24 protein-coding genes are annotated in these 23,108 nt (G+C 72.7%); 11 read left to right on the forward strand and 13 right to left on the reverse strand.

The genetic code is table 11. The annotated features are described in order from the left end of the window. The first annotated feature begins 16 nt into the window (after positions 1 to 16). Together ACFV20_RS06370 and ACFV20_RS06375 are read left to right on the forward strand one after the other, a co-directional pair. The gene (locus tag ACFV20_RS06370; RefSeq protein ID WP_385653029.1) at positions 17 to 487 is read left to right on the forward strand and encodes a DUF5709 domain-containing protein; all 471 of its coding nucleotides are present in this window, start codon (positions 17 to 19) and stop codon (positions 485 to 487) included. 36 nt (positions 488 to 523) lie between these two features. Then, on the forward strand, positions 524 to 769 hold the full coding sequence (locus ACFV20_RS06375; protein ID WP_010040933.1) for a type B 50S ribosomal protein L31: 246 nt from the start codon (positions 524 to 526) through the stop codon (positions 767 to 769). 20 nt (positions 770 to 789) lie between these two features. Here the strand turns inward: ACFV20_RS06375 and ACFV20_RS06380 are convergent, their stop codons facing one another. Further along, positions 790 to 1,584, reverse strand: coding sequence for a metal-dependent hydrolase (locus tag ACFV20_RS06380; RefSeq protein ID WP_385653030.1), 795 nt, complete (start codon positions 1,582 to 1,584; stop codon positions 790 to 792). 145 nt (positions 1,585 to 1,729) lie between these two features. Here ACFV20_RS06380 and ACFV20_RS06385 point away from each other — a divergent pair, with 145 nt between their 5' ends. The 3 genes from ACFV20_RS06385 to ACFV20_RS06395 all read left to right on the forward strand — a co-directional run bounded on the left by ACFV20_RS06385 (position 1,730) and on the right by ACFV20_RS06395 (position 6,192). Next, positions 1,730 to 4,243 (forward strand): DEAD/DEAH box helicase, encoded by a 2,514-nt coding sequence (locus tag ACFV20_RS06385; RefSeq protein WP_385653033.1) that lies wholly within the window; start codon positions 1,730 to 1,732, stop codon positions 4,241 to 4,243. 37 nt (positions 4,244 to 4,280) lie between these two features. Beyond that, a complete protein-coding gene (locus ACFV20_RS06390) occupies positions 4,281 to 5,153 on the forward strand; it encodes an acyl-CoA thioesterase (RefSeq protein ID WP_385653035.1) in 873 nt (290 codons plus the stop codon). Between the two features lie 85 nt (positions 5,154 to 5,238). Beyond that, positions 5,239 to 6,192: a DMT family transporter gene (locus tag ACFV20_RS06395; protein ID WP_385653037.1), complete on the forward strand. Its 954-nt coding sequence runs from the start codon at positions 5,239 to 5,241 to the stop codon at positions 6,190 to 6,192. 29 nt (positions 6,193 to 6,221) lie between these two features. On the opposite strand, the gene ACFV20_RS06400 is transcribed toward ACFV20_RS06395, so the two are convergent. From ACFV20_RS06400 to ACFV20_RS06415, 4 genes are all read right to left on the reverse strand, one after another. After that, the gene (locus ACFV20_RS06400; protein WP_385653040.1) at positions 6,222 to 7,007 is read right to left on the reverse strand and encodes an Fpg/Nei family DNA glycosylase; all 786 of its coding nucleotides are present in this window, start codon (positions 7,005 to 7,007) and stop codon (positions 6,222 to 6,224) included. 10 nt (positions 7,008 to 7,017) lie between these two features. Further along, complete coding sequence (locus tag ACFV20_RS06405) at positions 7,018 to 7,389, reverse strand: VOC family protein (RefSeq protein ID WP_385653042.1); 372 nt, start codon at positions 7,387 to 7,389, stop codon at positions 7,018 to 7,020. 106 nt (positions 7,390 to 7,495) lie between these two features. Beyond that, a complete protein-coding gene (locus ACFV20_RS06410; RefSeq protein ID WP_385653043.1) occupies positions 7,496 to 8,431 on the reverse strand; it encodes a DUF6397 family protein in 936 nt (311 codons plus the stop codon). Positions 8,432 to 8,609: 178 nt separating this feature from the next. After that, positions 8,610 to 9,023 carry a roadblock/LC7 domain-containing protein gene (locus ACFV20_RS06415; protein WP_234749518.1) on the reverse strand — a complete coding sequence of 138 codons (414 nt, stop codon included), beginning with the start codon at positions 9,021 to 9,023 and terminating at the stop codon, positions 8,610 to 8,612. 104 nt (positions 9,024 to 9,127) lie between these two features. Between ACFV20_RS06415 and ACFV20_RS06420 the strand changes: the two genes are divergently transcribed. Beyond that, positions 9,128 to 9,556, forward strand: coding sequence for a PPOX class F420-dependent oxidoreductase (locus ACFV20_RS06420; RefSeq protein ID WP_385653045.1), 429 nt, complete (start codon positions 9,128 to 9,130; stop codon positions 9,554 to 9,556). A 23-nt stretch (positions 9,557 to 9,579) separates the two neighbouring features. Here the strand turns inward: ACFV20_RS06420 and ACFV20_RS06425 are convergent, their stop codons facing one another. The 5 genes from ACFV20_RS06425 to ACFV20_RS06445 all read right to left on the reverse strand — a co-directional run bounded on the left by ACFV20_RS06425 (position 9,580) and on the right by ACFV20_RS06445 (position 14,697). Then, positions 9,580 to 10,185 (reverse strand): ATP/GTP-binding protein, encoded by a 606-nt coding sequence (locus ACFV20_RS06425; protein ID WP_385653047.1) that lies wholly within the window; start codon positions 10,183 to 10,185, stop codon positions 9,580 to 9,582. A gap of 45 nt (positions 10,186 to 10,230) precedes the next feature. Continuing rightward, a complete protein-coding gene (locus ACFV20_RS06430; protein WP_385653194.1) occupies positions 10,231 to 10,671 on the reverse strand; it encodes a DUF742 domain-containing protein in 441 nt (146 codons plus the stop codon). A gap of 22 nt (positions 10,672 to 10,693) precedes the next feature. Beyond that, on the reverse strand, positions 10,694 to 11,131 hold the full coding sequence (locus ACFV20_RS06435) for a roadblock/LC7 domain-containing protein (RefSeq protein WP_385653048.1): 438 nt from the start codon (positions 11,129 to 11,131) through the stop codon (positions 10,694 to 10,696). Next, the gene (locus tag ACFV20_RS06440) at positions 11,128 to 13,809 is read right to left on the reverse strand and encodes a nitrate- and nitrite sensing domain-containing protein (RefSeq protein ID WP_385653050.1); all 2,682 of its coding nucleotides are present in this window, start codon (positions 13,807 to 13,809) and stop codon (positions 11,128 to 11,130) included. Before ACFV20_RS06440 ends, ACFV20_RS06435 begins: the two co-directional genes overlap by 4 nt. Positions 13,810 to 13,923: 114 nt before the next feature. Next, positions 13,924 to 14,697: an MHYT domain-containing protein gene (locus ACFV20_RS06445; protein ID WP_385653052.1), complete on the reverse strand. Its 774-nt coding sequence runs from the start codon at positions 14,695 to 14,697 to the stop codon at positions 13,924 to 13,926. Between the two features lie 172 nt (positions 14,698 to 14,869). Between ACFV20_RS06445 and ACFV20_RS06450 the strand changes: the two genes are divergently transcribed. Further along, entirely contained in the window at positions 14,870 to 15,469 is a 600-nt protein-coding gene (locus ACFV20_RS06450; protein ID WP_385653054.1) for a class I SAM-dependent methyltransferase, read from the forward strand. Positions 15,470 to 15,528: 59 nt separating this feature from the next. Here the strand turns inward: ACFV20_RS06450 and ACFV20_RS06455 are convergent, their stop codons facing one another. Continuing rightward, complete coding sequence (locus tag ACFV20_RS06455) at positions 15,529 to 16,431, reverse strand: oxygenase MpaB family protein (RefSeq protein ID WP_385653196.1); 903 nt, start codon at positions 16,429 to 16,431, stop codon at positions 15,529 to 15,531. Positions 16,432 to 16,528: 97 nt separating this feature from the next. Here ACFV20_RS06455 and ACFV20_RS06460 point away from each other — a divergent pair, with 97 nt between their 5' ends. Both ACFV20_RS06460 and ACFV20_RS06465 read left to right on the forward strand, forming a co-directional pair. Continuing rightward, positions 16,529 to 16,825 carry a hypothetical protein gene (locus ACFV20_RS06460; RefSeq protein ID WP_385653055.1) on the forward strand — a complete coding sequence of 99 codons (297 nt, stop codon included), beginning with the start codon at positions 16,529 to 16,531 and terminating at the stop codon, positions 16,823 to 16,825. Between the two features lie 134 nt (positions 16,826 to 16,959). Beyond that, entirely contained in the window at positions 16,960 to 17,991 is a 1,032-nt protein-coding gene (locus ACFV20_RS06465) for a hypothetical protein (RefSeq protein ID WP_385653056.1), read from the forward strand. A 58-nt stretch (positions 17,992 to 18,049) separates the two neighbouring features. Here the strand turns inward: ACFV20_RS06465 and ACFV20_RS06470 are convergent, their stop codons facing one another. Further along, positions 18,050 to 18,232 carry a hypothetical protein gene (locus tag ACFV20_RS06470; RefSeq protein ID WP_385653058.1) on the reverse strand — a complete coding sequence of 61 codons (183 nt, stop codon included), beginning with the start codon at positions 18,230 to 18,232 and terminating at the stop codon, positions 18,050 to 18,052. Positions 18,233 to 18,610: 378 nt separating this feature from the next. Between ACFV20_RS06470 and ACFV20_RS06475 the strand changes: the two genes are divergently transcribed. Together ACFV20_RS06475 and ACFV20_RS06480 are read left to right on the forward strand one after the other, a co-directional pair. Further along, the gene (locus ACFV20_RS06475; protein WP_385653060.1) at positions 18,611 to 21,349 is read left to right on the forward strand and encodes a DEAD/DEAH box helicase; all 2,739 of its coding nucleotides are present in this window, start codon (positions 18,611 to 18,613) and stop codon (positions 21,347 to 21,349) included. Next, positions 21,346 to 22,605 carry an SWF or SNF family helicase gene (locus ACFV20_RS06480; RefSeq protein WP_385653062.1) on the forward strand — a complete coding sequence of 420 codons (1,260 nt, stop codon included), beginning with the start codon at positions 21,346 to 21,348 and terminating at the stop codon, positions 22,603 to 22,605. The genes ACFV20_RS06475 and ACFV20_RS06480 overlap by 4 nt, the downstream gene beginning before the upstream one ends. 99 nt (positions 22,606 to 22,704) lie before the next feature. Here ACFV20_RS06480 and ACFV20_RS06485 read toward each other — a convergent pair whose 3' ends face one another. Then, entirely contained in the window at positions 22,705 to 23,055 is a 351-nt protein-coding gene (locus ACFV20_RS06485) for a hypothetical protein (protein WP_385653063.1), read from the reverse strand. Between the last annotated feature and the right edge of the window lie 53 nt (positions 23,056 to 23,108).

A 23,108-nucleotide genomic window follows, 5' to 3' on the forward strand; every position in this document is an offset into this window, starting at 1 on the left:
CCCCCTGGAGGTACCCGTGAACAGCTCCGACGGCTGGGGAGACGACGTCTACCAGCCGGACCAGGACGAGCAGAGGGAGGACACGGGGCTGCTCGACGCCGAGGACACCCTGGAGTACGACGGCGTCGACGATCCCCTGGACCGCGGCTGGTCCCCTCCCGAACGGCCCTGGGCCGTCGAGCACCCCGGCGTGACGGCGGCCGAGCGGCAGCGGGGCGAGACACTGGACCAACGGCTCGCCGAGGAGTTGCCGGACGCCGCCGTCCCGGACGGTGACGGTCTCGGGGACTCCGAGGGCACCGACGGGGAACTCCTGGACAACGAGGTCGGCGCCGCGCGCGCCGGCCGGCTCGTGGCACCCGACGAGGGCGCCCACGAGGACGAGGAGGAGGCGTTGGTCGCCATCGACGTGGGCATCGACGGCGACGCCGCGTCGGCCGAGGAAGCTGCCGTGCACGTCATCGACGAGGACACCCTGTCCGGCTGATCACACCATCGGCCCGAGCCGTACGAGGAGCCCTTCATGCAGCAGGACAAGCACCCCGACTACCATCCCGTGGTCTTCCGCGACCGCGCCGCCGGGTACGCGTTCCTCACCCGGTCCACCGCGACCAGCGACCAGACCATCGAATGGGACGACGGCGAGACCTACCCGGTCGTGGACGTGGAGATCTCCTCGGAGAGCCACCCCTTCTACACGGGCAAGGCCCGCACGGTGGACTCGGAGGGCCGGGTCGCCGCGTTCGAGCGGCGCTACGGCGGCGGCTGAAGCCCCGCCCCCGGCCGCGCTCAGATGAAGTTGAGCGCGGCCGCGCAGCCCACCCCGCCGAGCAGCATGAACGCCGGCATCAGCACCTTCAGCTCGACCCAGCTGCCCGCCCGGAAGCGCAGGGCCTTCGGCGGCCCGACCGGGTACCAGCGCTTGCGCCCGACCGGGATCGGCCACAGGATCGGGCAGCCGGACACGGTGAGCGCGTCCCCGATGTCGTGCACGATCGCGCCCAGCACCACCGGCAGCCCCAGCCACAGGTACTCCTGGCCCGGTGCCGTGAACAGCCAGTCCGCGCCGTTGCCCGGCTTGTCCAGGACCCCCGCGATGATCCACGCGGTGGTCGCGGCCAGCAGCCACACCAGGACATCGGCGCTGGAGCCGCGGGTCGCCCGCCACAGCAGGCCCTCGATGGCCAGGACCAGGTGCACGAAGAGGACCGCGAGCACCCCCCAGCGGTCACTGGTGATCGCCACGGCCGAGGCGCCCGCACCGATCAGGACCGCCCACACCCAGGTGTGCGTCAGGGTGCGGTGCCCACCGGAGCGACGCGGGTCGCCCTGCTTCTTGGTGGCCTTGTAGACGGCGTACGACAGCTTGTCGACGATCTCGCACAGCCAGCGCGACAGCGGTCCGAAGGACCGGGAGATCGTGGCCGCCTTGTGGTCGAGGTCGGGGGCCAGGGCCGCTCCGGCGCAGATCAGAGCGCCGGCGAGGAGGACCGGCCAGGGCATCGGGTGCCCGGCCGCCGCGGCGGCCGCGCCCACGCCGAGCCAGGCGGCGGCCCCCGACAGTGAGTGTGCTGGTCCCATCATGGCCGCTGCCCGCCCCATTCATCGTGTGCCGCTGTCCAGTTGACCGGGCGCGCTGACGTCCCGTCGGCGCCCCAGCGTAGCGTTCGTGATCTTCAGGCCCGCAGCCGATTCCCGCATCGGGCACCGGGCCAGGCAAGATGGGGGCGTGACCCTCATCGATCAGCTGCCGCGGACCCCCGACCCCGACGCCCTGTACGAAGCCTTCGAGTCGTGGGCCGGCGAGCGGGGTCTCACGCTCTACCCCCACCAGGAGGAGGCGCTGATCGAGGTGGTCTCCGGCGCGAACGTGATCGTGTCGACGCCCACCGGTTCCGGCAAGAGCATGATCGCGGCGGGCGCGCACTTCGCAGCCCTCGCCCGTGACGAGGTCACCTTCTACACGGCGCCGATCAAGGCCCTGGTGTCGGAGAAGTTCTTCGAACTGTGCAAGATCTTCGGCACCGAGAACGTCGGCATGCTGACCGGCGACGCGTCGGTCAACGCCGACGCGCCCGTCATCTGCTGCACCGCCGAGGTCCTCGCGTCGATCGCGCTGCGCGACGGCAAGGACGCGGACGTCGGCCAGGTCGTGATGGACGAGTTCCACTTCTACGCCGAGGGCGACCGCGGCTGGGCGTGGCAGATCCCGATTCTGGAGCTGCCGCAGGCGCAGTTCGTGCTCATGTCGGCGACCCTCGGCGACGTCTCCTTCTTCGAGAAGGACCTCACCCGCCGCACCGGCCGCCCCACGGCGGTGGTCCGCTCGGCGACCCGCCCCGTGCCGCTGTCCTACGAGTACCGGTACACCCCGCTCACCGAGACCCTCACCGATCTGCTGTCCGCCCGGCAGGCCCCCGTCTACATCGTGCACTTCACACAGGCACAGGCCGTGGAGCGGGCGCAGGCGCTGATGAGCATCAACATGTGCTCGAAGGAGGAGAAGGAGCAGATCGCCGAGCTGATCGGAAACTTCCGCTTCACCACCAAGTTCGGCCGCAACCTCTCCCGTTACGTCCGGCACGGCATCGGCGTCCACCACGCCGGCATGCTGCCGAAGTACCGCCGCCTGGTGGAGAAGCTCGCGCAGGCCGGTCTGCTGAAGGTGATCTGCGGCACCGACACCCTCGGCGTGGGCGTCAACGTCCCCATCCGCACCGTACTGTTCACGGCCCTGACCAAGTACGACGGCACCCGCGTCCGTACGCTGCGCGCCCGGGAGTTCCACCAGATCGCGGGCCGCGCCGGGCGGGCCGGGTACGACACGGAGGGCTTCGTCGTCGCGCAGGCGCCCGAGCACGTCGTCGAGAACGAGAAGGCCCTCGCCAAGGCCGGCGACGACCCGAAGAAGCGCCGCAAGGTCGTCCGCAAGAAGGCCCCCGAGGGCTTCGTCGCCTGGTCGGAGCAGACCTTCGAGAAGCTCATCGCCTCCGAGCCGGAGCCGCTGACGTCCCGCTTCCGCGTGACCCACACGATGCTGCTGTCGGTGATCGCCCGCCCCGGCAACGCCTTCGAGGCGATGCGCAGGCTGCTGGAGGACAACCACGAGCCGCGCAAGCAGCAGCTGCGGCACATCCGCCGGGCCATCGCCATCTACCGCTCGCTGCTGGACGGCGGCATCGTCGAGAAGCTCGACCAGCCGGACGCGGAGGGCCGTATCGTCCGCCTCACGGTCGACCTCCAGCAGGACTTCGCGCTCAACCAGCCGCTGTCCACGTTCGCGCTCGCCGCCTTCGAGCTGCTCGACCCCGAGTCGCCGTCGTACGCGCTCGACATGGTGTCCGTCGTGGAGTCCACGCTCGACGACCCGCGGCAGATCCTCGCCGCCCAGCAGAACAAGGCGCGCGGCGAGGCCGTGGCCCAGATGAAGGCGGACGGGGTCGAGTACGAGGAGCGCATGGAGCGCCTCCAGGACATCACGTACCCCAAGCCCCTGGAAGAACTGCTCTTCCACGCGTACAACACGTACCGCAAGAGCCACCCCTGGGTCGGCGACCATCCGCTGTCGCCGAAGTCGGTCATCCGCGACATGTACGAACGGGCGCTGTCCTTCACCGAGTTGGTGTCCCACTACGAGCTGGCCCGGACCGAGGGCATCGTGCTGCGCTATCTCGCCAGCGCCTTCAAGGCCCTCGACCACACCGTCCCCGACGACCTCAAGTCCGAGGACCTCCAGGACCTGATCGCCTGGCTGGGCGAGATGGTGCGCCAGGTCGACTCCAGCCTGCTGGACGAGTGGGAGCAGCTCGCCAACCCGGCGGAGATGACCGCCGAGGAGGCCCAGGAGAAGGCCGACGAGGTCAAGCCGGTCACCGCCAACGCGCGCGCCTTCCGCGTCCTGGTCCGCAACGCCATGTTCCGCCGCGTGGAGCTGGCCGCCCTCGATCAGGTCGGCGAACTGGGCGATATGGACGCCGAGTCGGGCTGGGACGCCGACGCGTGGGGCGAGGCGATGGACAAGTACTGGGACGAGTACGAGGATCTCGGCACCGGCCCGGACGCCCGCGGCCCCAAGCTGCTGCTCATCGAGGAGGAGCCGGAGAACGCCCTGTGGCGGGTCCGGCAGATCTTCCACGACCCGAACGGCGACCACGACTGGGGCATCAGCGCGGAGGTCGACCTCACCGCCTCGGACGCCGAGGGCCGCGCGGTGGTCCGCGTGACCGACGTCGGCCAGCTGTGACGGGCCGGGCGGCAGCGAGCACAGGAGAAACACACCCATGACGACGAACCCGGCCGAGAGGCTCGTCGACCTGCTCGACCTGGAGCAGATCGAGGTCAACATCTTCCGCGGCCGCAGCCCGCAGGAGTCCCTGCAACGGGTCTTCGGCGGGCAGGTGGCGGGGCAGGCGCTGGTCGCCGCCGGCCGCAGCACGGAAGGCGACCGTCCCGTGCACTCGCTGCACGCGTACTTCCTGCGCCCGGGCCGGCCGGGCGTGCCGATCGTCTACCAGGTCGAGCATGTGCGCGACGGCCGGTCGTTCACCACCCGCCGGGTCACGGCCGTGCAGCAGGGCCGCACGATCTTCAACCTCACCGCCTCCTTCCACAAGCCGGAGGAGGGCAGCTTCGAGCACCAGCTGCCGCCGGCCCGCAAGGTCCCGGACCCGGAGTCCCTGCCCACGGTCACGGACGAGATCCGGGAGCACCTGGGCGCGCTGCCCGAGCAGCTGGAGCGGATGGCCCGCCGCCAGCCCTTCGACATCCGCTACGTGGACCGGCTGCGCTGGACCGTCGAGGAGGTCCGGGACGCCGATCCGCGCAGCGCCGTGTGGATGCGCGCGGTCGGGCCGCTCGGTGACGATCCGCTCGTGCACACCTGCGCCCTCACCTACGCCAGCGACATGACCCTCCTGGACGCCGTGCGCATCCCGGTCGAGCCGCTGTGGGGCCCGCGTGGCTTCGACATGGCGTCCCTGGACCACGCGATGTGGTTCCACCGCCCGTTCCGCGCGGACGACTGGCTCCTCTACGACCAGGAGTCGCCGATCGCCGTCGGCGGCCGTGGCCTGGCCCGGGGCCGGATCTACGACCGCGAGGGCCGCCTCGTCGTGTCCGTGGTGCAGGAGGGGCTCTTCCGGAAGCTGGGGTGATGCGCAAGCTCGGGTGATCCGGCCCTTCGCCGGTCGGGCACGCCTCGCCCGGCTCCGATCGCGCCGTCGGCCGGATCCGGCGACCATGGCAGGGACAGGCACCGCCGACGTCGCACGCCCGCCGATACGGGAGGTGGCCCCGCTGCACACCGTGTTTCCCGTCGTGTTCGCCGTCTGCGCGGCCCTCAGCAACGCCGTCGCGACCGTGCTGCAGCGCAAGGCGGCACTGACCGTGCCCGCCTCCCAGGGGTTGCGGGCCGGACTGATCGTCGATCTGCTGCGCCGACCGGTGTGGCTGGCCGGCATCCTCGCGGTGATCGGCGCCGCCGTCTGCCAGGCGCTGGCGCTGGCTACGGGGCCACTGACCATCGTGCAGCCGCTGTTCGTGCTGGAGCTGCCGCTCACCCTGATCGTCGCCTCCCTGTTGATGCACCGGCACCTGCCGGGCAGGGGCTGGCTGGCCGTCACGGTGGTCGTGGTCGGTCTGGCGATCGCGCTCGCCGCCGCCTCCCCGGCCGGCAACCGCACCCATGTGGCGCTGGACCGCTGGGTCCCCGCACTCGCCGTGTGCGCGGGAGCGGTCGTCGCCCTCGCACTCGCGGCCCTCCGGCGCCCGGAGGGCCGGGCCCGAGCGGCCTGTCTGGGTGCCGCGACGGCGATCAGCTACGCGGTGACCGCCGCGCTGATGAAGGCCGCCACCCACATCCTCGACGAGCAGGGCCTCGTGGCCTTCCTCACCGCCTGGCAGACCTACGCCTTCGCCGCCACCGGCGTCTGCGCGCTGTTCCTCCTGGAGAACGCCATGCAGGCCGGCCCGCTGGTCGCCTCGCAACCCGCACTCACCCTCGGCGACGCCCTGGTGAGTCTCGCCCTCGGCATCACCCTGTACGAGGAGACCATCCGCTCCGGGTGGTGGCTGCTCCCCCAGCTGCTCGGTGTCGCACTGATCGCCGCAGGGGTGTTCGCACTCGCGCGGATTCCTTTCACCCAGTCGCTGGTGGCTCCCGAGGAGGAACGCGAGACGGCGGCGGCACCCTGACCGCAGCGCCTGAGCCGACCGGGGGCCGGTCACCTGTCCGGCTGGCACCGCGGGCACCAGACCGTGCCCCGGCCCGCCATGCGGGACCTGCGCAGTTCCGTGCCGCACCGCGGGCACCTCGGGTCGCGGTCGTCGCGGTGGCCGGTGAGCCAGGAGTCGCGCGGGGGTACGCAGCCGGCGGTGACGGAGGAGCGCAGGGTGCGGCGCATCTCGCCGTACAGGCGCCGGCGGTCCTCCTCGGACAGGTCGCGTGCTCCCCGGTCGGGGCGCAGCCGGGCCCGCCACAGGATCTCGTCGGCGAGCAGATTGCCGAGTCCGGCGACAACGGACTGGTCGGTGAGAGCCGACTTGAGACGCCCGCGGCGCGCCGAGAGCGCCTGGTCGAACTCCGCACGGTCCACGGCCAGCGCATCCGGCCCCTGTCCCCGCAGCAGCCGGTCGACGTCGGACTCGTCGTGGGCCAGCCAGAGCCCCTGCAGCTTGCGCTGGTCACGGAAGCGCAGCTGACGGCCGCCGCCCAGGGTGAACAGGACGCGGTCATGGGGCTCGACGGGATCCTCGGCGTGTCCGCACACCAGCCGCCCGGTCATGCCGAAGTGCAGGGCGAGGGTGGGTCCCCCGGTGCGCGCGAGCAGCCACTTGCCGCGCCGCTCCGGTGTGCCGAACCGCCGTCCTTCGAGCGCGTCCCTCAGGCGCCGGGTGTCGACGCCGTGCAGGACGCCCGGGTCGCGCACCTCGACGCCGCGGACGACCCGCCCTTCGGCGCACGACGCGAGCACCTGCCGGAAGCCCTCGACGTCGGGAAGCTCGGGCACGACCGGCGCGTCAGGTCTGCTGGAGCACGGAGAGCACGTTCCCCGCCGGGTCGGTGAACCAGGCGATCAGCGGGCCGCCGCCGCGGAAGATGCCCTTGTCGTCCGTCTTGAGGTGGTCGTAGCGCTCGAAACGCACCCCTCTCCTGCCGAGCTCGTCGACCGCGGCCTCGATGTCGTCGACCGGGAAGTTGAGGATCGTGAACGTCGCCGGCGTGTGGTCCGCCTTGGGGTAGACCAGGGTGTCCCGGTCACCCGCGAGGTGCAGGATCAGCAGCCCGTTCTCCTCCGAGACCCGCAGCCCGAGCGTGTCCGCGTAGAACGCTCTGGCCGCGTCGATGTCGTTCACCGAGAACCCGCTGAACGCCTTCGTCGTACCGAACATGGTCGCCTCCCGGACACAGTCTCGTCAGAGTGGGACCCCCGCGCATCCGGAACGTCCGCGGCCAGGCCGGCCTGCCCCTGCCTGCGCCGGTTCGGTGCCGCCGAGATCACCGGGCCGGCCGCCGGCCTCTGCGGCGGAGCCGGCTCAGCAGGCCGTGCCCCTGGGGAGTGGTGCAGCCGGAGGACGCGGGGGGTGTGGGGGAACGCGTCCCGGCCTCGGGGTGATGTCGTCGGGCCGCCTCCATCGTGTGGGTCAGGTCCGCACGGAACCAGGCCACCTCGTCCCGGTCACTCGCCGTCATGAGCCTCTCGGCCAGTTCGGCGGTCGGTGAACCGGGGGCGCCGTGCACGGGGAGCCGGGGACGGGAGCGGGCCAGGCGGGCACGTTCGCGCGGATCCTTGACGACGTCCTTCACGTCGGCCGGGTCCAGGAGGGAGGCGACGGCTGCCGCACGCGCCCAGGGATCGTCGCCCGCCTGCCGGGTGAGGAACCCGACGTGGCGCCCTCGCCAGTTGCGTGGCCGGCGGTCCATTCCGGCCTTCACGCGTTCCCGGATCTCCGCGGGTGTGTGGCGGGCGGTCAGCAGTCTGGTGTTGCACCTTTCGGCCGCGAACTGCCGCAATTCTTCAGCCGGATACAGCCAGACGACGGTCCGGTAGCGGTTCAGGTGGAACGTGACCGGCACCAGCAGGCCGTAACGCGCGAGGCTCGTGAACCTGGTCGGCGTCACTTCCAGGAGTCGGGCGCCCTCCGTGGTGCCGACCGTCGCGACGCGCTCGCGCAGGGCGTCCGGGAAGCCCTCCCCGGAGCGCAGCCGGTCGATCTCGACCCGGGCCACCCGCCGGCCCCCGCCGCCTTCGTCGGGAACGGTGCGGATGAGCCCCAGGTTCACGGCCAGGTCGAACTCGCGCCGCTTGAGCCCCAGTTCACGAGCGGCCCGGCTCGGGACGCAGGCGAGGCGGTCGGAGGCGGATGTGGACTTGGATGCAGGGGTGGATGTGGATGTGGATGTAGGTGTGGGTGTTGCGCCGGTGCGCGCCATGGCTGGTTCCCCCGTGGAGTCGGCGGCTGCCGGCATCGGCGATCGCGGCGTGCGATCGCCATGGACCGGCAACCGTGGGCGATCACCGAGTGCGATCGCCGTGAAAAAACCGTAGCCGCTTCGGCGGATCGCGTGGCGAGCCTGTGGATAACTCCGCAGGGATGACGAAACGTGCAGGTCAGAGGTCTGTGATCGGTTTCGGTTCGGGCTGGCGCGCATCGACGTCGAGACGCTCGCCGACCCGGTTGACCAGCAGTGTCATCTCGTAGGCGATCTGGCCTATGTCGGCCTCCGCGCCACTGAGGACGCACAGACAACTGCCCGTCCCCGCCGCGGTGACGAAGAGCACCGCGTCATCGAACTCGATCATGGTCTGGCGTACGCTGCCCGCGCCGAAGTGCCGCCCGGAGCCCTTCGCCAGACTGTGCAGTCCGGACGACACGGCCGCGAGGTGCTCGGCGTCCTCGCGGCGCAGTCCCGTGCTCGCGCCGGTCACCAGGCCGTCGTTGGACAGGACCAGTGCGTGCCGCACTTCGTGGACGCGCTCGGTCAGGTCGTCCAGCAGCCAGTCGAGTCCCTGGTTCTGCGCCATCTTCCGGTCTCCCCGTTTTCTCCCCGTGCGATTCCCCTCCTGGCCGGAGGATCTCCATCTCAGCCTTCACCACGACCGCGGCCGGGGCAAGGAGGATGGGAGCCATGGCAGAGAAGATGACCGACGCGCAATGGCGGGAGTTCGTCTCCCACGGCACCCGCACCGCAAAGCTCTCCACCGTCCGGGCCGACGGCAGCCCGCACGTGGCTCCGATCTGGTTCCTGCTGGACGGGGACGAGGTGGTGTTCAACACCGGCAGGGACACCGTGAAGGGGCGCAACCTGCTCCGGGACGACCGGATCGCCCTGTGCGTGGACGACGACCGTCCGCCGTACTCCTTCGTGGTGCTGCGCGGCCGCGCCCGGGTGTCCGAGAACCTCGACGAGGTACGGCACTGGGCGACCCGGATCGGTGCCCGGTACATGGGCGAGGAGCGCGCGGAGGAGTTCGGCGCGCGCAACGGCGTACCCGGCGAACTCCTCGTCCGAGTCACCGTCGACAGGGTGCTGGCGGAGCGCGACGTCGCGCACTGACCACGCGGAGCCCCCTGATGGGGTCAGCCGACCGAGTCGAGCAGCCGGGCGGTGTGCATCCGTCCGGCGTACTCGACGAGCCGGATCAGCACCTCCTTCCCCGAGTCGCGGTCGCGGGCGTCGCACAGCACCACGGGCGTGCCCCGGTCGAGGTCGAGTGCGCGCGAGACGTCCGTGGCGCCGTGCCGCCGGGCGCCCGCGAAGCAGTTGACGGCCACGACGAACGGGATGTGCCGGTGCTCGAAGTAGTCGACCGCGGGGAAGCAGTCCTCCAGGCGGCGGGTGTCGGCGAGCACCACCGCACCGAGTGCCCCTTGTGACAACTCGTCCCACAGGAACCAGAAGCGGTCCTGGCCCGGCGTGCCGAACAGGTACAGGGAGAGGCCCGAGCGGATGGTGATGCGCCCGAAGTCCATGGCCACGGTCGTGGTGGTCTTGTGGTCCACGCCGTCGGTGTCGTCCACCGACTGCCCCGCTTCGCTGAGGAGTTCCTCGGTGCGCAGTGGCCGGATCTCACTGACGGCTCCCACCAGCGTGGTCTTGCCCACGCCGAATCCGCCGGCGACCAGAATCTTCAACGCCAGTGCGGCGGACTCGCCGCCCGGGGCGTCGGAGTGCTCGGAGACCATTGATCACTTCTCTCAGGTGGTGTGGGTTCCGTCGGTGTGCGGGGGCTACAGCGCTCGCAGGCCCTCGATCACCTCGCGCAGGATGCGTTCGTCGGGCAGCTGTGCCGGGGGTACGGGCCGGCTGACGGTGACGCAGCCGAGTTCCAGGAGGTCGCCGAGGAGGACCCTGACCACACCGACGGGCAGGTCCGCGCCCGCGGCGAGTTCGGCCACCGACTGGGTCTCCGGACGGCAGAGGTCGAGGAGATTGCGGTGTTCCGGGCCGAGCGGGGCGTCGTCCACCGCGGGTGCCCCGGGGTCGAGCGTGACCAGGGCGATGAGGTCGAAGCGCACGCCGCTGGGCCCGGGCCGGGTGCGTCCGCCCGTCATGGCGTAGGGGCGGACGAGCGGGCCGGCCTCGTTGTCGTACCAGTAGCTGCCCTCTTCGGTGCTGCCCTCTTCGGTGCTGCCCCTGTCGGACGGGGCGCCCGGGATGTCCTCGGTCATCTGCACGGCCCGTTCTCCCGGTTCATCCGGCGGCGGGTGGCCGTGCGGCCGCGCGGGGAGCCGTACCGAGGTGCTCACCGACACGTTTGACCAGGCGTGCCATCTCGTAGGCCACGAGGCCGATGTCGGCTGTGACCGCGGTGAGGAGCGCGAGGCAGGAGCCGTCGCCGGCGGCGGCGACGAACAGGAAGCCCTCGTCCATCTCCACCATCGTCTGGCGGACTCCGCCGACGCCGAAGTGCCGCCCGGCGCCCTTGGCGAGGCTGTGGAAGCCCGAGGCGACCGCGGCGAGGTGCTCGGCGTCCTCGCGGCGCAGGCCGCTCGAGGCGCCGATGGCGAGGCCGTCGTTGGACAGCACCACGGCGTGCCGGATGTCGCTCGCGCGGAGCACCAGATCGTCCAGCAGCCAGTCGAGTTCGCCGGATCGCGCGGCGGACTGGGTGCTCGGGTCCTGGATCATGCGGGGTCTCCTTCGCTGCTGTCCCTGCCCGTGGCGGGGCCGGAAGTGGTGCCGCGGCCGGGTCGTCTGCCGCCGCCGCGTGCCCAGCCGTCGCGGTAGGCGGCCATGCGGTCCCTGACCAGTTCGGGCGTTCGCTCGTGGTCCCGGGCGGCCGGTGCCGGGGGCCGGTCCTCGGGGCGCTTGTCGCGCAGTTGCGGGGCGAGGCTGGCCTGACGTACGCGGCGGGGCAGGTCGTCGGAGTCTTCGGGTTGCTGCGGTGGGCGGTGCAGTCGCAAGGTGGCGACTCCTGAGGGTGGGGTCTGGCTCGGGGACTCCAGGTGTCGCGGGCTGTCCGCGTCACCTGGGCTGTCGGCGTGCGCGGTGGCGCCCGGGTACCGACGGGTCCGCGCGCGGCCCGCGGTCGCGGTCGCGGTTGCGGCTTCGGTCTCGGCCTCGGTGACGGCTCCGGCCTCGGCCTCGGCCTCGGTGACGGTCGGTACCGGGCCCACGAGGGCACGCCGGTCGCCCCGGCCGGGGACGGCGTCCTGCGCCAGGGTGTCGTCGGGAACCGGCGCGTAGGAGCGTTCCTCGGGCTGCCGCGCGGGCTGCGCCGACTCGGGGGCTCGTCGTGCCGTGCCCGTGTGGAGCAGGGCGGTGGGCAGCAGGACCACCGCGGTGGTGCCGCCGTAGGGGGAGGTCCGAAGGTGGACCTTGACGTCGTGCCGGGCTGCGAGCCGGCTCACCACGAACAGGCCGAGCCTGTCGCTGTCGAACAGGTCGAGCGCCTCCGACTGGGCGATGCGGCGGTTCGCTTCGGCGAGGGTTTCCCTGCCCATGCCGAGCCCGCGGTCCTCGACCTCCACGGCGTAGCCGTTGCCGACGGGTTCACCGGTGACGCGCACCCGTGTGTGGGGTGGGGAGAACTGGGCGGCGTTCTCGATGATCTCGGCCAGCAGATGGGTGAGGTCGGCGACGGCGGCGCCGACGACGGCTGCCTCGGGAAGTTGCCGCACCTCCACGCGCGCGTAGTCCTCCACTTCGGAGACGGCGGCGCGGACCACGTTCGTCAAGGAGACCGGCATGCGCCAGGCCCTGCCCGGGGCGGCCCCGGAGAGGATGATGAGGCTCTCCGCGTGGCGGCGCATGCGGGTGGTGAGGTGATCGAGGCGGAAGAGGTCGCTCAGCTCGTTCGGATCGTCGGAGCGGCGTTCCATGCTGTCGAGGAGGGCCAGCTGCCGGTGGACGAGGATCTGGCTGCGGCGGGCGAGGTTCACGAAGACGCCGGAGATGCCGCTGGCGAGTTCGGCGCGTTCCACGGCGGCCCGCAGCGCCGCGCGGTGCACGGTGGTGAGGGCCTCGGCCACCTGTCCGGTCTCGTCGTCCGCGGGCGTCCCCTGCGGCGCCTCGGCGTGGATGTCGATCTCGTCGCCCGCGCGCAGTCTGCGCATGGCGTCGGGCAGTTTGTGGCGTGCGATCTCCAGGGCGCTGTTGCGCAGTGCCTCCAGTTCCACCACGAGGCCGCGTCCGATGCGCACGGAGATGACGAGCGAGGCCGCGACGGCGGCGAGGCCGAGCAGGAGGGCGGCTCCGGCGGGGGTGAGCAGTCCCCGGGTGAACGGGTCGGCGCGCTCCGCGACTCCGCGTGCCGCGTCGTCCTCGATGGTGCGCATGCCGTTCTGCACGCGCGCGTGCGCCGTGGTCCAGGTGTTTTCGGGTACCGCTTCGACCGCCTTCGCGCCCGGCCCACGGCTGAGGATGCCTTCCTCGGAGTCGCCCAGGCCGGCGTAGGCGTTGCTGTCCGCGAGGCTCTCCCACGCGGAGCGTTCGGTGCCGCTCAGGTCCGCGACGGCCGACGCGGTGAGCGTGCGGCGCAGCTCGACGGCGCCGGTGAAGAGCCGCAGACGCTCGCCGGTCAGGACGCCGTCCAGGCGGGCGCTCGCCAGCACCGCGTCCTCCTGGGCCAACGCCTCTCCCGCGCGGGACAGTTCGAGCAGCACGCGGGCGTCGGAGCCGAGGTCGGCGTCGCGGATGCCGGTGAGGGCACCTCCGACACCGAAGGCGGACGAGATGGTCCGGGTGTAGCGGTCGTACGTCTCGGCCCAGCCCGCGCGCCGGTCCTCCACTGCCTTGCGCAGCGGTCGCAGTTGCTCGGTATCGGAGACGAACGTCTTCAGGCGTCGGGCGACCGCGGGGGGCAGTTCCCCGCCGTCGGCGACGGTGGTGCCGTTGCCGAGCCGTAGTTTCGCGACGGCCCGGTCGGTGCGCCGGGCGAGTTCGTCCAGTTCGCCGGTGCGGACGGCGGACGGGTCGGTGGCGTGGCGTACGGCGGCCGCGCGTTCCGTCTGGAGTGCGGCGACGGCGGCGGAGACGGGAGCCCGGACCGTGGCGTCGACGCGCTGGACCTGTCGCAGCCGGGCGATGTCCTGGGCGGTGGTGACGGTGGCGTAGCCCCACAGCGCCAGCAGGGAGACGACCGGGACCATCAGCAGGCAGACGATCCTGGCACGTACGGTGCGGGGGCGTATGTGCCGGCGCTGCGCGCGCGTGGGCGCTCCGCCAGGTGCGGCGTCCGGCGGCGTGTCGGGGCCCTCGTCGGCCGGTGGTCCGGCGTGCGCGCGGCGTCCGCGCACGGGAGGGGACGCCGCGTCGGCGCCGGCTGTGGGGGTCCTGCCTGTGGGGGTCCTACGGGATGTGCGCATGGACTCCTCGCTCGGGAGTGGGTCGGAGGACTGGGGGCAGGGCCGGCGTCCCGGCCGACCGTCCCGGCGGGGGCCGCGTGGGGCGCGAGCGCACCACCCGACGGGTCCGCGTGGCTAGGGCGCGGCGCTCCCTACCGGTCGCTGTGCCGACGCGGACGCCGCCCGCTCGCCCGCCGTCGGTGACAGCGCGACGAAGGCCGAGGTCAGGAAGAGGTAGGAGCCGAGGCCGACGGCGAGGGGGAAGATGAACTGCATCGCCGTCGCCCCGGGCAGGCCCTCCGGGGAGGGCGTCACGCGCACGCCCACCGCGAACATCCCGGTGTAGTGCATGCTGCTGACGGCAGCGCCCATGATCAGGGAGGCGATGGTGACCGCCACCGGCGACTTGATGTTCAGGGCCGCCCACAGGGCCGCCGTGGCGGCGACGACGGCGATCAGCACGGAGAGCGCGACGAGCAGCGGATCGTAGGTCACGTCTCCGTGCAGCCGGACGGCCGCCATGCCCAGGTAGTGCATGCTCGCCACTCCGAGGCCGGTGGTGAGGCCGCCGACGAGCAGGGCGCGGCCCCGGTCCTTGCTGTAGCCGACGGCGAAGACGCCCGCGCAGACGACGAGCATGGCGACGAGCAGGCTCAGGAGGGTGAGCGGCACGTCGTAGCGGATGTCGGTGCCGGTGACGCCGAAGCCGAGCATGGCCACGAAGTGCATGGTCCAGATGCCGGAGCCGATCGCCGAGGCGGCGGTGACGAGCCAGTTGCGGCGCGAGCGCCCGGTGGTGGCGAGCGCGCGGACGGTGCAGCGCAGACCGAGCGCGGCGCCTATGCAGGCCATCACGTACGACAGTGCGGGGGTCAGCCACCCCAGGGCTGCGTGGTCCAGGTGTCCCATGGCCCCGGGACGCTAGACCCGGCCGGGGCGCGCGAAGGGCGCACAGTTCGAAAGCTTCTGGAATCTGACCCAAGGGGACGCCGGAACGATCGGGTCACGCTCGAACGTGTGCGCCGAGATGTCCTCCGTGCCGGTGAAGCGTCCTGCGTGCCGGTGGGGAATCATGCCGTACATGAGCGACGAGCAGACGCGTGTCCAGGAGTTCTTCACCGCCCGCGCCGCCGACTGGGACAGCCGTTTCCCCGACGACGGTCCGGCCTACGCGGCCGCGGTCGCCGAGCTCGGACTGCGTGCCGGTGACCGGGTGCTCGACGCGGGATGCGGCACGGGGCGCGCGCTGGCTCCGCTGCGAGCCGCCGTGGGGGCCTCGGGGGTGGTGCTCGGCGCCGACCTGACGCCGGCCATGCTGCGGGAGGCCGTACGGGCCGGACGGGACCGTGAGGGGCAGTTGCTGCTCACGGATGTCGCCGCGCTGCCCCTGCGCTCGGGGTCGCTGGACGCCGTGTTCGGCGCGGGCCTGATCTCGCACCTGGGAAGCCCGGCCGAGGACCTGCGGGAGCTGGCGCGCGTGGTGCGTCCGGGAGGGGTGCTGGCGCTGTTCCACCCGACCGGCAGGGCGGCGCTCGCAGCCCGTCACGGCCGGGCTCTCACTCCCGACGACCTGCGCGCCGAGCCCAACCTCCGTCCGCTGCTCGCAGGTTCGGGCTGGCGCCTGACGTCGTACGTCGACGAGGACTCCCGTTTCCTGGCGCTCGCGGTGCGCGAGGACTGAGCCGGGCATCAGCCCGGTGCCGGCGTCAGCCCCGTGCCGGCGGCGGCTCGGCCTGCGTCTCAGCTCGCCTCGGCATCCGGTGCGTCGGCGTGCCGTACGGGACACCCTCGGATGCCCGGGACCGGGCGGGTGCCCAGGTCGGCGATCCGGTAGCCGTACGGGTAGCTCTTGATCTCCCGGTTCTGGCGGGCGAAGTGCGGGGCACGCCGGGGTGGCAGCAAACGGACGACGCGGCCCCGGAGCCGGACCGCGCGCCGCACCCACGCGCGCGTGGTGGCGCCGGGCGGGGTGTAGCGGAAGGCACGCAGCAGCGAGTCGTCCAGCAGGGCGAGGGTCGTGGTGCGCAGGAGGGGAGCGAGGGGGGCGGGGTACCAGGAGGCCATCAGGGCGAGCGTGGCGTCCGAGACGCGGCGGGCTTCCTCGTCCCAGGCGAAGTGGGCGGCCTCGTAGGCGTCGAGGCAGCTCTCGAAGTCCTCGTAGGTCTCAGGGATGTCCTTGATGCCCATGTGCCGGCCCAGCGTGCGGTAGTGGACGACGGAGGCGACGGTCTCGTGGCGGGACATCCTGCGCCAGCCGTAGGCGTCGATCCACCGCTTGGGCATCACGACGAACGTGCACAGCACGTAACGCATGTCGTCGTCGCTGATGTCGTAGCTGCGGTGCATCCGGTTGATGCGGCGGATCGCCGTCCTGCCCGGATCGCTGCCGAACCCGTGCTCGACGATGGTGTCCAGGAGCAGTGCCGTGTCGTCGTAGCGCTTCTGGGTCCGGTCCGTGAGCTCCGCCGTGCGCGCGAGCAGCCGTCCGATGGCCGGTACGGCGTACGTGCGGTACAGAGCCAGTTCCAGGGCCCGGGTGAAGTCCCAGGGGAACTCGTACGCCACGCTGAGCCGGTAGATCTCTGTGGCCTCCTCGTACGGGTCCATCCGCCGGATCTGTTCGAGCCGTGAGAAGCGCTTCACCGTGCCGTCCCCCTTCTGCCACAGGTGCTGCAACTTTACGTTGGTGACGACGAGATGAACGACCGGGCACGGCCGGCACAGGGGGAAGGTGGTCAGCATGTGGGGCAGGTTCCGCAAAGCCGGGGGAAGGGTCGCCGATGTCCTGCGCACGGAGCCGAGGACGGGCGAGGAGAAGCGCCCGCACAACCTCTTCGAGGCGGCGGCGGCCTACGTCACGGCGTGCGCGGAGGACGATCAGGAGCGAGCGGAGGTGGCGGCGGGCTGGGTGTCACCGGAGGCCCTGTCGTTCGGCGTGAACGAGTTGGCCTGCCGGGCCGTGATCGCCCTGGCCCGTGAGCGCGGCCGGTCGCCGGAGGCCGTGGCGCGTGAGTTGCTGGGGCTGCCGGCGGCGTGACGGGCGCGTCCCGGACGGCCGATTCGCCCCGTCCGCCGGAAAACTGCAGCTCCGGGTGCGCAGGTGGGCCGTGACAAGGGGCTTCCGGGCGCACTAGGGTGCGCGCCGGTGGACGAACCGATGGGGAGGCTGGGATGGCCGGGACGGACGAGGAAGCCGTCGCCGCCGCGGACGATGCGCTCTATGTGCTCACGGCGGTGCTGCTGACGCCGGCGAAGTTCCCGAGTGTGCTGGGCGACGACTACCCCGAGGCCTGCGCGGCGCTCGGTCTCGCGCCGCTCGCGGACGGGTACGGGCTGGTCCTCGGCCAGGACGGCGAGGGCGCCCGGTGGACGGTGGCCATCGACGACGTCTCGCTGGTGGCCGTCGCGATCGCGTCCTGGGACTGCGGCATGGAGTACGAGCTGTCGCCCGACGAGCGCACGGTCGTCGCGGCCCTGCCCGGGTGGCCTCTCGCGGTCGCCGTCGCGGCCCCCGGGGTGCCCGCGCCGCACGATCCGGGTCCGGAGGCGGACGACCGGCCCCCGCTGACCCCGCCGGACACCAGCGTCTGGGGGCCCGCCCAGCGGCGCCTGGGCGCGGACGAGATCGCCCTCCAGTGGGCGACGTGGCGGGAGCAGGTCGACGACTCGGAGTTCCCGGCGCCGGCGTCCTCGGGGGCCTCCGCACCTGCGGGGGGCGGAGGAAACGCGGCCGACACCTCGGACGGACCCAGCAGGCCCGACGCCCCGGACGGGCCCGGCACGGCCGACACCTCGGACGGACCCAGCAGGCCCGACGCCCCGGACGGGCCCGGCACGGCCGACGCCCCGGACGGACGCGGCGCGACAGAGGGCCCGCAGGGGCGCGAAGTGGCCGACGGGCATGACGGGCCCGGCGCGACGTCGCCGCAGGGCGGCCACAGCGGCATCCGGCGGGTCCTCGCGGAGGTCCGTACGTACATCGACTCGCCGCCGCCGCTGGGCCGCGTCCGGTCGTCCTTCGCACCGGGTGACGCCCGGACCCTGCGGGCCGACGGTCCGGGCTGGTCGCTCGTCGCACGGACCGACGACATCGCCTTCGTGCTGCTCGACGAGGAACCCGGCGAGGTCCTGCCCGTGGGCAGGGGCCCGGAACTGCCGGGTCTCCTCGAGGCCCTGGACAAGATGGCCGTACGGCCGAACTGAGCCGGTCCGGCCGGGCGCCTCGCGGTGCCCGGCCGGGCCGTGGGCAGCCGGCGGCTGCCTAGCGGCCGAGCTCCTTGCGGGTGGCGCGGCGCAGCCGGCGCCGCTGTGAGGGGTCCAGCGTGAGGTACGCGGCGGCCGGGACGCCCAGGATGATCAGGAGCGATGCCCACCAGGGCAGCCAGATCAGCAGGATGAGCCCGACCGCCACACCGCCCACGGCGATCTTGGCGTTGTTCGACATGACTGTCGCCTCCTTCGCGGCCACTGCCGCTCTCTGTCTCGAAAACGGACCCGCGTTCACGGCGGTTCCGGACCGCGACCCTGAGACATCCCTGAGGTACGCCCCCGACGCACCCCTGAGACCTCCATGGTGACCCAGCTCACAGGTCAGCCATACCCATCTGCGCTCGAAGTGCTGTACTCTCGGCGACTCCGCGCACTAGTCAAATTTGAGGACTCAGTCATAGCCGAGCATCCGAATCCCCCGGCTCCTTCCTCCGACGACTCCGAACTCGCCCTGTGCCACAGCGTTTTCCTGCCCGGCGATCCCGCCCGCACCGGCACCGTCGCCTTCTGGCGGCCCGACGGCGCCGCTCCCCCGGCGGTCGCGTCCGCGTCCATGGCCGACCTGACCGTGGTCGTGCCCCACGGCGGCGGCGTCGAGGAGACACGTCTGCCCGCCGTCCTGGTTCCGGTGCGCACCGCCCTGCCGGTGCTCACGCGCGCGCGTGCCGAGGGACGCGGGCACCGGTCCACCGTCTTCTGGGGCGCTGCGGCCCTGCACGCGCTGCAGCTCACCGCACGCGGACTGCTGCTGCCGGGGCTGTCACCGGCCGACTACGACGCCTGGCGCACGGGTCCGCTGCGCGCCCGGGACATCGAGGCGGTACGCGGCCTCGCCGCCGCGATGCCGCCCGAGGCGCACGCCGTGCCCCTGAAGGGCACCGGGCCGCTGCGACTGCCCGACCCGGAGCAGCTCCTGCGTGCCTTCCTCGACGCGGTCGCCGACTCCCTGCCCCGCTCCCCCGCCGCGCCGCTGGTGACGGGCGGCCCCGCCTACGCCTCGCCCGAGCCGGTGCGGCTGCCCGAGCAGCGTGCCTGGGCCGCCGATGTCGCCGCGGGTCACGACGCGGGCGTGCGGCTGTCGCTGCGGATCGAGGCGGAGGGCCTCACGGACGCGGCGGACGACGACACGCGCGTGACGTTCCGAGCCGTGCTGCAGGTGCACAGCGTCAGCGATCCGGCGCTGGTCGCGGACGCCGCGGACGTCTGGGCGGGAACTCTAGGCGAGGCCTTCGGCCCGCGCGCGCGGATGGACGCGCTGCTCGCCCTGCGCCGTGCGGCCCGGGCCTGGTCCCCGCTGACGCCCTTGCTGTCGGCCGCCGTGCCGGACGCGGCCGAGCTCGCCGACGAGGAGGTCACCGACCTCCTCGGGGCGGGCGCACGCGCGCTGGACGCGGCCGGGGTCGACGTGCACTGGCCGAAGGGCCTGTCCCGGGAGCTCAGCACACACGCGGAGGTGGGGCCGCCCCACGACGTGAGGTCTCACGACGGCGTGTCCGACGGCGAGCCGGACTCCGGCGCGGCCCTCGCGACCATGCCGTCGTTCCTCACCGCCGACGCGCTCCTCTCCTTCACGTGGTCGTTCGCCCTGGGCGACAGGCGACTGGACCGCGAGGAGCTGGACCGTCTCGCCGAGGCGAAACGCCCGATCGTACGGCTGCGCGACCAGTGGGTCCTGATCGACCCTCAGGAGGCGCGGCTGGCCGGCTCGCGGCAGGACGGCAAGGTGACCCCGGTGGACGCCCTGGGCGCCGCTCTGACGGGGTGCGTGGAGGTGGAGGGCCGCCGGGTCGAGGTACGGCCCACGGGATGGCTGGCGGATCTGCGGGAGCGCCTCGCGCGACCCGAGGCGCAGCAGCCCGTCGAGCAGCCGGCCGCGCTGGCCGCCACCCTGCGGGACTACCAGCGGCGGGGCCTCGACTGGCTCGCGAGTATGACGTCGATGGGCCTGGGGTGCTGTCTCGCCGACGACATGGGACTCGGCAAGACGATCACGCTGATCGCCCTCCACCTGCACCGGCAGTCCGACGCCATGTCCGCCGGGCCTACCCTGGTGGTCTGCCCGACGTCCCTGATGGGCAACTGGCAGCGAGAGATCGAACGGTTCGCGCCCGGCACCCCGGTGCGGCGCTTCCACGGGGCCCGGCGCGGTCTGGAGGACTTGGCGGCCGGGGAGTTCGTGCTCACCACGTACGGCACGATGCGCCTGGACGCGTCCCGGCTCGCCGGCGTGCCATGGGGCCTGCTCGTCGCGGACGAGGCCCAGCACGTGAAGAACCCGTACTCCTCGACCGCGCGGGAGCTGCGCTCCATCGGCGCACGCGCGCGTGTGGCGCTCACCGGCACCCCCGTGGAGAACAACCTGTCGGAGCTGTGGGCGATCCTCGACTGGGCGACTCCCGGCCTGCTGGGCCGGCTCGGCACCTTCCGCCGACGGTACGCGGAGGCCGTCGAGGGACGCCAGGACCCGGCCGCCGCCGACCGGCTGTCCCAGCTCGTACGGCCGTTCCTGCTGCGCCGCCGCAAGTCGGACCCGGGGATCGCACCCGAGCTGCCGCCGAAGACCGAGACCGATCACGCCGTGTCCCTCACCGCGGAGCAGACGGCGCTGTACGAGGCGGTGGTGCGCGAGGCACTCGCGGAGATCTCCGGCGCCGGTCACATGGCCCGGCGGGGGCTGATCGTGAAACTGCTGACCGGGCTCAAGCAGATCTGCAACCACCCGGCGCAGTACCTCAAGGAGGAGCACCCCGTGATCACCGGGCGCTCCGGAAAACTGGAGCTGCTGGACGAGTTGCTCGACACGATCCTCGCCGAGGGAGCCGGCGTGCTGGTCTTCACCCAGTACGTGCAGATGGCCCGCCTCCTCGAACGGCATCTCGCCGCCCGCGGCACGCCTTCGCAGTTCCTGCACGGCGGGACGCCCGTCGCCGAGCGCGAGGCCATGGTGCGGCGCTTCCAGGAAGGCGGCGTTCCCGTCTTCCTCCTGTCGTTGAAGGCGGCGGGCACCGGGCTGAACCTCACCCGCGCCGAGCACGTCGTGCACTACGACCGCTGGTGGAACCCGGCCGTCGAAGCGCAGGCCACCGACCGCGCGTACCGCATCAGCCAGACCCGGCCCGTGCAGGTGCATCGGATCATCGCGGAGGGAACCATCGAGGACCGCATCGCCGAACTGCTGCTGCGCAAACGGGAACTGGCCGACGCGGTACTGGGCGCGGGCGAGGCGTCGCTCACGGAACTGACGGACGCGGAACTGGCGGACCTGGTCGAACTGCGAGGGGACCTGCGATGACTCGGCACGAGGGCGACACCGAACGCACCTTCGCCGCACTGCCGCCCGCGCACGGGCGGGGTTTCGCGCAAACCTGGTGGGGTCAGGCGTGGCTGACGGCCCTGGAAGGCACGGCGCTGGACGCGGCGCAGCTCAAGACGGGGCGCCGGCTCGCCCGCGCGGGTGCGGTGGGCGCGGTGTCGGTGCGCCCGGGGCGGCTCACGGCCGTCGTCCAGGACCGCGACCGCACGGCGCACCGGGCCGACGTGCTGCTGGAGGAGCTCTCGCCCGAACAGTGGGACCGTTTCCTGGACATGGCGGCCGAGCGGGCCGGTCACGTGGCGGCGCTGCTGGACCGGGAGATGCCGCCGCACCTGGTGGAGGACGCGGCGGAGGCGGGCGTCGGCCTGCTGCCCGGCCTGGGTGATCTGGAGCCGGAGTGCGACTGCGAGGCCTGGGACCACTGCGGGCACACGGCAGCGCTCTGTTACCAGGTGGCGCGGCTGCTGGACCAGGACCCGTTCCTGCTGTTGCTGATGCGGGGGCGTGCCGAGGACCGGGTGCTGGACGACCTCCAAACCCGCAGCGGTGCGGCCGCCGCGCAGGTGTCGGTGCCCGAGGGCGTGGACGCGGCCGAGGCCTACGCGGCCGGCGACATCCTCCCCTCGTTGCCGCCCCTGCCCGAGCTGCCCGACGAGCCCGGGGTGCCGCCCTCCCTGGACACCGGGACGCCGCCCGCGCCCGGGGTCGACCCGGCCGCGCTGGAGTTCCTGGCCGCACGGACGGCCGTACTGGCCCACGGCCTGCTCGGGGAGGCCCTCGACGGCGGCCTCCGTGCGGAGTTGCCGCCCGCCCAGGACGCGGTACGGCTGGCCGCGGGTGATCCGGGGCGGGACGTGGCCGACCGGCTCGCCGAGGGGTCGGGCCGTGGCCGGGAAGGGCTGGCGACAGCCGTCCGTGCCTGGCGTCACGGCGGCACGGCGGCGCTGTCGGTCCTCGACGAGGAATGGCATGTGGAAGGTGAAACGCTCGCACGCGCGCGTGCCCTGCTGGACTCTGCCTGGGACAGCGATGAACGGCCCGCACTGCGGGCGCGGGGCAACCGCTGGACGCTCGTCGGCGCACCCGTCCAGCTGCGCCTCGGCAGGGACGGCCGCTGGTGGCCCTACCGCAAGGAGGGCGGCCGATGGCAGCCCGCGGCAGGAGCCGCCCACGACCCGGCCACCGCTCTGGCCTCGGTGACGGCCCCCGACTCGGCGGAATCCGCCACGGCGTGACCCGCTTAGCCGGAGCAGGAGTCAGCGCAGGGACGAAGCAGCACAGGGAGGAGGATCAGGTCCCGCGGCCGCCGGTGGCCGGAGCGGGCCGAGCGGACCTCAGGGCAGCAACTCCCCGGGATCCAGGGACGGGACGAGCGATTCCAGGCCGCGCGGCAGATCACTCGGCAGACCGCTCGGCAGCCGGGTGGGGAAGCCCGACGGCAACCGGGTCGGCAGCTCGCTCGGCAACCGGGTGGGCAGCTCCGTGGGGATGGCGAGGGACGGGGCGGGTGTGCGGCTCGTGCCGTCGCCGGACAGCCCCTCGTCCGAGGAGTCGCCCCTGTCCGAGGCCATGAGCACCACGAGCGACACGGCTGCCACGGCCACGAGCACCGCGAGCAGGACGAGCAGCGGGTTCCGGCGCCGGGGTGGCCCGGGCGGGTGAGGCGGTACGGGCGGCAGGGCCATACCGAACAGAGTCGCCGCGAACCGCCCGGCGCGGGGAGGGGCGCACGGAAGCT

Origin of the sequence: Streptomyces sp. NPDC059696, assembly GCF_042733745.1 — a bacterium.
GTDB lineage: Bacteria > Actinomycetota > Actinomycetes > Streptomycetales > Streptomycetaceae > Streptomyces.